Source organism: Floridaenema aerugineum BLCC-F46 (assembly GCF_041929345.1).
Taxonomy (GTDB): Bacteria; Cyanobacteriota; Cyanobacteriia; order Cyanobacteriales; family Aerosakkonemataceae; genus Floridanema; species Floridanema aerugineum.
In genome coordinates, this window is the sequence record NZ_JBHFNQ010000162.1 from 1 (window position 1) to 8412 (window position 8412).

10 protein-coding genes and 1 pseudogene are annotated in these 8412 nt (G+C 40.1%); 7 read left to right on the plus strand and 4 right to left on the minus strand.

The window, feature by feature from the left end; all coding sequences use genetic code 11:
• The first annotated feature begins 308 nt into the window (after positions 1–308).
• The 6 genes from ACE1CC_RS20855 (at position 309) to ACE1CC_RS20880 (ending at position 5943) form a co-directional block, all read left to right on the plus strand.
• The gene (locus ACE1CC_RS20855; protein WP_413272358.1) at positions 309–1070 is read left to right on the plus strand and encodes a hypothetical protein; all 762 of its coding nucleotides are present in this window, start codon (positions 309–311) and stop codon (positions 1068–1070) included.
• 295 nt (positions 1071–1365) lie between these two features.
• Positions 1366–3558, plus strand: a complete 2193-nt coding sequence (locus ACE1CC_RS20860) for a cation:proton antiporter (RefSeq protein WP_413272359.1) — start codon at positions 1366–1368, stop codon at positions 3556–3558.
• Between the two features lie 77 nt (positions 3559–3635).
• A complete protein-coding gene (locus ACE1CC_RS20865; RefSeq protein ID WP_413272360.1) occupies positions 3636–4133 on the plus strand; it encodes a hypothetical protein in 498 nt (165 codons plus the stop codon).
• A 14-nt stretch (positions 4134–4147) separates the two neighbouring features.
• Positions 4148–5017: a shikimate dehydrogenase gene (locus tag ACE1CC_RS20870; protein ID WP_413272361.1), complete on the plus strand. Its 870-nt coding sequence runs from the start codon at positions 4148–4150 to the stop codon at positions 5015–5017.
• Positions 5018–5163: 146 nt separating this feature from the next.
• A complete protein-coding gene (locus tag ACE1CC_RS20875; protein WP_413272362.1) occupies positions 5164–5388 on the plus strand; it encodes a hypothetical protein in 225 nt (74 codons plus the stop codon).
• A gap of 78 nt (positions 5389–5466) precedes the next feature.
• A complete protein-coding gene (locus ACE1CC_RS20880; RefSeq protein ID WP_413272363.1) occupies positions 5467–5943 on the plus strand; it encodes a hypothetical protein in 477 nt (158 codons plus the stop codon).
• Between the two features lie 29 nt (positions 5944–5972).
• On the opposite strand, the gene ACE1CC_RS20885 is transcribed toward ACE1CC_RS20880, so the two are convergent.
• A complete protein-coding gene (locus ACE1CC_RS20885) occupies positions 5973–6581 on the minus strand; it encodes a hypothetical protein (protein WP_413272364.1) in 609 nt (202 codons plus the stop codon).
• Positions 6582–6773: 192 nt separating this feature from the next.
• Between ACE1CC_RS20885 and ACE1CC_RS20890 the strand changes: the two genes are divergently transcribed.
• Positions 6774–7205 carry a hypothetical protein gene (locus ACE1CC_RS20890; RefSeq protein WP_413272365.1) on the plus strand — a complete coding sequence of 144 codons (432 nt, stop codon included), beginning with the start codon at positions 6774–6776 and terminating at the stop codon, positions 7203–7205.
• A 69-nt stretch (positions 7206–7274) separates the two neighbouring features.
• Here the strand turns inward: ACE1CC_RS20890 and ACE1CC_RS20895 are convergent, their stop codons facing one another.
• The 3 genes and pseudogenes from ACE1CC_RS20895 to ACE1CC_RS20905 all read right to left on the minus strand — a co-directional run.
• Positions 7275–7556 (minus strand): YggT family protein, encoded by a 282-nt coding sequence (locus tag ACE1CC_RS20895; RefSeq protein ID WP_413272366.1) that lies wholly within the window; start codon positions 7554–7556, stop codon positions 7275–7277.
• A 141-nt stretch (positions 7557–7697) separates the two neighbouring features.
• Positions 7698–8075: a ssl2009 family thylakoid membrane protein gene (locus tag ACE1CC_RS20900; protein ID WP_413272367.1), complete on the minus strand. Its 378-nt coding sequence runs from the start codon at positions 8073–8075 to the stop codon at positions 7698–7700.
• 196 nt (positions 8076–8271) lie between these two features.
• Positions 8272–8412, minus strand: a pseudogene (locus ACE1CC_RS20905) (RNA-guided endonuclease TnpB family protein); the annotation flags it as partial.

Sequence of the window (8412 nt, forward strand, 5' to 3'; positions counted from 1 at the left end):
CTAAAGGGGACGAGTAAAAGACTACAAGCAGTCCCAAACGCTCTGCGAGCAATGGGATAGAGGGTGTAGTAGTTCACCCAGTTAGGGTAACACCTACAAAATAAGACCTGAGATATTTGTCTATGGTTTTATGAACTATCACTAGTGCCGATACTAGAACAACTGTTGTTACTCTGCCAAAGAACGATTTACTGGGAATAACGCCGACAATTGCTAATGCAACGAAATTTGAAAACATAAATCCCAACTCTACCGGGTTTACCATACAGCCTGTCGTCGATCTGGATAACACAGGAACACCAGCTGCATTGCTGTCAGCCTTTAATACACCTAACGGTTTGTTCAAGCGATCGAACATTGTCGGGAATATCAACTCGCCAACCCTTGATACATTAGGTGGCTTCATTTCCGTTACCCCCTACTCTTCTCCGCCTAGTGCTGAACAACCAGGGCCAAAACAGAATTTAGAAGCAGGCGATAACAGGTTTTCGGGAAATATCATCTTGCAAAATGGCGCTTTCTGGGGCGTGCAAACCGTCGATAGCGGAGGACGTGCGGCACTGCGCTGGTTCCAAATTGACGCAAACACAAACGCACTCTTACAAGAAGGGCTAATTGCCGATTCTAACCTCGATTTTTACTATGGTTCCCTTGCCGTTAACGATTTTGGCGATGTGGTAATTGGTTTTAGTGGTTCAAGTGAATCCCAATTTGCCAGTAGTTATGCTGTCAGGGGTCAGACTGTTTCTAATGTCACGACCTTTGACACTCCGCAACTACTCAAAGCAGGTGTCGCCAGTTACCTGCGAAGAGATGGTAATGGTCGTAATCGTTGGGGTGATTACAGCGCTACCGTGCTCGATCCGATCGATCCCTTTACCTTTTGGACTTTCCAAGAATGGGTTTCGGCTGAAGATATCTGGTCTATCCAAATCACTGAACTCAAGATTAGCCCAACTTCCGTTCCCGAACCTACTTCTGTATTAAGTTTACTGGCATTTGGTGCTATTGGTGCTACTTCTGTAGTCAAGCGTTTTAGCGGCAAAAACAAGCTTAGAGCACTCAATTGATTTGCTGTTTAGAGTTTGACCAAAATTAATGGGATACAAGCCCCGACTCTAAAGGGTCGGCTTTTTCTTTCCCAAGGTTTGTGCAGGTCAAAATTTCTCTGTTGGTGATCGCACAAAAATCTTAAATTACACCTGCGATCCAGACCGTTAAGTTATCGTGAACTACCCCAACTAAACTGCGTTATAGTTGGGGACTTCTGCCGACATTTTTGTTAAAAGTAGACTGTAAGCGTCAAGATACCTACAATTTATGCCAGTGTTTTTATGTAAAATGTAGGCTATCTTTGAGGAAATTATGCAGACAGTCGTTCTAGTTTTAATTCAAGTCTTAATAGTCATCGGACTTTCCCGACTTGTAGGTTTAGGATTTCGCTTGCTTAAGCAACCTTTGGTGATTGGAGAAATCGTCGCCGGAATCATCCTTGGGCCATCTTTATTAGGATTAGTTGCACCCGGAATCGCTGCAACTTTATTCCCCGCCGAAACTATTCCTTATCTGAATGTTCTCTCTCAGATAGGATTAATATTTTTCATGTTTTTAATCGGCTTGGAATTAGATCCCAAATATCTTAGAGGCAATTTAGATATCGCAATTTTAACCTCTAACGTCAGTATTTTAGTACCTTTTTCTTTAGCCACTTTACTATCTCTTTGGCTTTATCCATTACTTTCAAATTCAACTGTTTCTTTCACTGCCTTTGCCTTATTTTTAGGCGCGGCAATGTCGATTACAGCCTTTCCGGTTTTGGCGCGAATTATTACAGAAAATAATTTACAAGGTACAAGATTGGGAACTTTAGCTTTAACTTGTGCTGCTGTTGATGATGTAACAGCTTGGTGTTTGTTGGCTTTAGCGATCGCAGTCACTCGCAGCAACAGTATGATCGAAGCTGTACCAACAATTATTGAATCTTTAATTTATATTGCTTTCATGGTGACAGTGGGGCGATCGTTCCTCAAAAGACTTGCTACTCACTACGATCGCAAAAATCGCCTCACTCAACTTGAATTAGCCGGAATTTATATGGCTGTAGTAGCTTCAGCTTTAATCACAGAATTAATCGGCATTCACCTAATTTTTGGGGCATTTTTATTAGGCGCAGTTATGCCCAAAAATCCGGCTATGACCAGAGAAATAGCCGAAAAAACCGAAGATTTTGTTTTGATATTCCTCTTGCCAATTTTCTTTGCTTATAGCGGATTACGTACAGAAATAGGTTTACTGAATCAACCAGAATTATGGTTACTTTGTGCCGCCGTTGTCGCCGTCGCCATTGTGGGTAAATACGCTGGAACTTATGTGGCAGCAAGAGTTTCCGGCATTAATAAACGCGAAGCTTCCGCACTTGGTTGGTTGATGAATACTCGCGGTTTAACTGAATTAATCGTCCTCAATATCGGCTTAAGTTTAGGAGTAATTTCTCCTTTGTTATTCACCATGTTGGTAATCATGGCATTGGTAACTACATTCATGACTTCGCCGTTACTAGAATGGACTTATCCCAAACGATTAATTCAACTCGATGTTTTAGAGTCGATTAGTGAACAAGAAGAAGCAATTGTAGAGGCTAAACCTGCTATTGTTAATCCTGTCCTATCAACTCAAAATTATCGAATTTTAGTACCTGTAGCTAATCCCCGTACCCAAAAAGGTTTACTACAATTAGCAGTAGCAATTGCCGGGATGAGATTAGAATCATCTGTGGTACATCCCCTCAGTTTAATAGAATTTGAAGAGGATTATTTATTTCAAAGTACTCCCTTAGAAGCTAATAGATTGATCCAAGAACGTCGCCAACGTTTAGAAGAATTAATTCAGAGTTTAGAACCTCCAGCAGTTCGGCAACAGGTGCATCCAATCATCAGAATTTCGCAAGATGTAGCTAGAGAAACAGCAGAAATTGCCCTACTCGATCGCACAGATTTAATATTAGTAGGTTGGCATCGTCCAGCTTTTAGTACTAACCGTTTGGGTGGAAGAGTTGGTCAAATTCTCAGTACTGCACCCGCCGATGTAGCAGTATTTGTCGATCACGGCAAAGAAAGGTTAGAAAATTTATTAGTGCCATACTCTACCAATATTCACGATGATTTAGCCTTGGAAATTGCTTTAAGATTACTTTTCAATCGTGATACTTGTTGTTTAACTGTTTTGATAGTGGCGGAAAATGAACTAAGCAAAAATGATTTTAGCGATGAATTTCGCAGCGTATTAGAACGTTTACCAAAGAGTATTCGCGATCGCATTGACATTAATTTTGTCGAAGCAATCGAACCTATCGAAGCCGTAGTAGCAGCATCCGAAACTGTCGATCTCACCATTGCTGGTACTAGTCGCACTTGGGGAATTCAACGTCAAACATTAGGGCGCTATACTGATTTATTAGCTACAGAATGTCGTTCTTCTCTGTTAATTACTCGTCGTTATAATCAAGTAACTTCTCACCTTTCTTCTATATGGGAATCGGAAAAAATTTACAATCAATGATTCAGACTATTGAGGTAAATAAACTATAAAAATTCTCCCATCAACTTGTCTGTTATCCCCTTTATTACTGGAGTAAAATGAGTCATTTAAGCGTGAAATCTTTAGCTTTTTATGGATCTGCGATCGGTTTAGTTGTGTTGTTGTTTAAAGGTGTCACCACTTATGGTACAACTATGAAAGCACCGCCTCCAATTGACGGGCGTTATCGCATTACCACCCAAAATTTACCAGGATGCCTAAATTCGGAAAGCTTGTTATTGATTATTCAACAATCAGGAGTATACTTAAATGGTTCTCTAGTTTCTGTAAAAACAGAAGAACAGTTAGCAAGTGCAATGGAACAAAAACCCTCGCTTACAGGTAAGTGGAACAATCAAAATAAAACTCAACCGTTAAATTTAACAGGGTCATTAAATGAAATCAAAGAATGTCAGAATCAATCTATTTCGATTCGTGGTTTAGTAAATGGTAAAACCCTCAAAGGTCAAATTAAGCTGGAGACAATTCCGCGAATAGTTGGCTTTACAGCTGTAAAAGAAAACTCAGAAAAAACTCAAAAACAGTCAGGACATTAGATTAACCAATTATAATGATTACAGGTAAAACTAAACTATTAGGTGTAATAGGCGATCCGATCGAGCATTCCCTCTCCCCAGTGATGCACAATGCCGCGATCGCAAAATTACAATTAGACTACGTTTATCTCCCTTTCCCCATTAAACCAGAAAATTTGCCCACCGCAATATCCGGTTTTGCTGCTATCGGTTTAATCGGTTTTAGTGTTACCATTCCCCACAAACAAGCAATCATTCCTCTATTAACAGAAGTATCACCAATAGCTAAAGAAATAGGCGCAGTCAATACAGTTTGGCGCACTGAAACAGGATGGAATGGCACAAATACAGATGTGGAAGGTTTTCTCGCACCTTTGAAAAACTACAACCAAAATTGGCATCAAACTACAGCATTAATATTAGGTTATGGCGGCGCAGCCAGAGCAGTAGTTGCAGGTTGTGCTCAATTAAATTGTGCTAAAATCCAAGTTGTAGGTAGAGATTTGCAAAAGTTAAAAGCCTTTCAAAATAGTTGGCAAAATTCCCAATTAGCAGTTAATCTCGGAATTCATCATTGGCAACAATTACCCGATTTAATCGGTGAATCAAACTTATTGGTAAATACTACTCCAGTGGGAATGTATCCTCACGTTGATGAATCTCCTGTAAGTGCAGAATTAATGGAAAAATTGCCGAGAAATGCGATCGCCTACGACCTAATCTACACCCCCAATCCTACCAAATTTTTGCAAATAGCTAAAGAACAGGGTGCAAATGCGATCGACGGTTTAGAAATGCTAATTCAACAAGGCGCAGCAGCATTACAAATTTGGCTAAAACAACAAGTACCCGTCGATGTAATGCGCCAATCTTTACGCCAGCACTTAGGATTAATTGACAACTAAATATTAGATTGATACGATAAACTTATAAAATGTAATCTAGATTCCCAACTTCTTGAAGAAGTCGGGAATGCGATCGAATACCCAAATTCTTAAAGAAGACAGGGATCTGAGTAAGCAAAAAGTTTTGTGAGTATATTGTTGAAAACATGATGCAGCAAATCACCAATAAAATACCAAACGAGTATATGGTTACAGAGGATGATGCCAGACAATATATCCGCGAATGTGCTGGATCGGCCCTAATGTTAATAACAGTATATGCTTTATTTTTAGCTAAAATTATCTCTCCTTTCGTGTTATTTGTAGTTGTTGCCCTGGCATTGCCTCGTTGGGTAATTAACGTACATGAACTAATGCACATCCGCAAGTAAAAACAAATAAATAGGATAATCCGTTGTTTAGGAATTAGTCCTATTCCATTATCTGTTATTACACTAAGTTATGCAGAAATGCGTGAGATTCATTTCGGTCATCATGCCGCTCCCGCAACAGCATCCGATCCTGATAATTACCATATCCAAGGAAATTTTTTCCTGATTTTGCTGAATGCTTTTACTACTCCAGAACAAAGTTTTATTCGCTATGTAGCAGCTAATGGATTCAATCTTCAACTAGGAATAGATTTATTCATCAAGCTAGTAGCGTTAGGAATTTTAGCTTGGTTAGGAGGAGAGAAATTTTTGTGGTTTTGGTTATGTCTACGAATCGTTTATGGGTTGGGTGATATAGTATTCTTTAGGGCTACCCATCACCAACAAGGGAAATACGGAACATTTGAGATTAAAATTCCCCACATCCTCTGTACATTGGGAGAGCTAATTGTTGGCAAAACAGTCATTCAAACAACAATTAATCATGACGTACATCATCAAAATCCTGCTATCGCCGCACGTCATCTAGCAATGGCGAGATCATACATTCAGTAAACTAAAAAGTTTTTCAAAAGAATTTGATATCACCCTGAAGGCCAACGCCAATTATAACGATTCCAATCATAAATTCCTTGAATTTCGTATTCAATACCGTTATCAAAACGGATGATACAACTACTATAATTCTCCTGCCTTTCTTCAACACGAATTACCGTGCAAGAAACCCACATTTGACTACAAGGGCCATCTTCTTGTATCCATTCCCATAAACCATTGGATACTTCAATGCGATCGCCAACTTTCAGCTTTAACTCAGCTGACAAACGCTCAAAATACTCGGCTAAATGTGAAGGTTGCACCAAATTTAACCATTGTAAACCATAGCGATCGCGAATAAACTGCACTGCTCCTGAATTAGTATTATTCAACCAATCATTTAATAGCTGAATCTTCCAAGGTTGATTTAAACTTTCCTGTTCCTTGACAAACTCCAGCAAAGCTAAACGCTCCTGAGCAGTCAACTCATCCAAAGGATTTGTTCCCTCTGAGTTTGCAGTTTCCTCCGCAGTGCTAGAAAGTCTTTGAGCTACTTGCAGCAAAATCTGTTTCTGCACCTCAGTTAAAGGACAGTTAGCAGCAATACACTGGTCAAATGCAGCTTTTAAAGCAGCTTCGATCTCAGCCTGGGACATAGCACACTATTATAAAATAGAACTAAATTCCACACAATTCTTAAAGCTTGGATATTGCGTGGCTGTTTTCCTGTGGCAACGCACATCAGGGATGATTTTTTTAATTATTGCAAAACTTTTAAAGAATTTTACTTAACTCGGTTGTTTACAATTCGAGATATGCTGAGGTTTAGAGAATTCACGGTATATTTTATGAGGTTTCCAGCCTTAAAACTTTTCCTAGTCTCTTGCCTGGTTATAATGTTGAGTTGGGGAATTACTCCATCGGCAGAAGCTCTAACTCAGATCAAGCTAACTGACATCTCATACAAAGATTGTCCGCCAGAAATGGCAGCCGGATCAGTTACCAGTGGGACAACAATGGCAGCTAACTGCTTTCTGATCACTGGCAAAGCCAATAACACATCCGGTAAATATGTGTACAATGCCGATGTTTTTGGTCGAATCTACGACGCTAACGGTAATTCCGTAATGGAAAATCGCAACCGGATCGGGCTGATTGAAGAAATACCGCCTGGAGTCAGCGACTTTGAATTTAGAATTTCCGTAGCAGCTAGTCAACCCACACCATTACAGCTAGAACAGTTGAAAGCCGCAGGTTTTACAGGCAAAGTCCGCCGTTAAACCAGCATGGCGAGTAGCAGAGTCCAAGAGCGTGCTTTTGCCTATCCATCACACGCTCTTTTCAAGAATTTAGTACAAAAATTGTCTTTGTAACCCAGTCAAAAAGCCAGCCGCCAACTGTAAAACCAAAATCGCGATCGTCGGAGAAATAAAATCAATCCCTCCAATGGGGGGAATAATTGAACGAAAGAAATTGATGTAAGGATCGGTAAGTTGGCTGAGAATGGAAAGGGGTGGATCGTACCAATTGAGATTCGGAAACCAACTCAACAGGAACCGAATAATCAACAGCACCATGTAAATATTGAGAAAGGTGGCAAGTGTAGTTATCAGCAGAGCAACTGGACTCATAATTATTGTGGTTTTTCGCTAAATTTACTAGATTATCTGTGTTTCAATTTAATTTAACCGATATTGGCTGATTCTGCATCGGTGAAACCAATAGTTGCAACACAGGTATCTATCTTTGGATCTTAAAGCCAAGAAACAAATTCAGGAATTGTCTCTGAGAATAGATCCTGATGGCGAATCAGAGTCGCCTGTATGTTCTCCTTTCTCGGAAGTAACATTTCCATTTACATTACCCAAAGAAAGGCGAACTTCATCAATTGTCTGATTCAATTGAGCAATTTTATCCTCTAAGCTGCGTCTAGCCATTTCAATCCGAGGTTCGGAAGCTGCTTCCATTTGACGCTTTTTACTTTTCTCAGCTTTCGTTTCTGATTGATTGGCATTTAATATTGGTGCTTCTGTTTCTGATGCTTGGTTACTGATTCGAGAAGCTAACAAAGCTCCCAAAACACCGCCAACAACGCCACCAACAAAAGACCCTACCAGAAACCCTGCTGCAAAACCATCTCGCTGACTCATCAAAAACCTCGCGGGAGTTTGGAAACCCCTAGTTTGAAACCAGGGGAGGAAAAACGACACAGTGGGCTTTAGCCCACCGTTTCTCTGATTGACTAAATTGTATTCTCGCTGTAATCTGTTGTCTATAGCGAGAGTTGTTTGATGTACCTGACGCAAAAGAACCAAATCAGAGAACTGAATAAGTCTGAGTTTGTTGCTCAATTGATTTTAGTTGGACTGCCAGAGGGAAAATTGCAAACCATTTACCCTTAACGAAAACCAACTGTGTCCCCTGGTTACAGGATTGAGGGATAGGTTCAGCCGCAACAAATGTCAATCCTTTGGTTAACCTGGAATA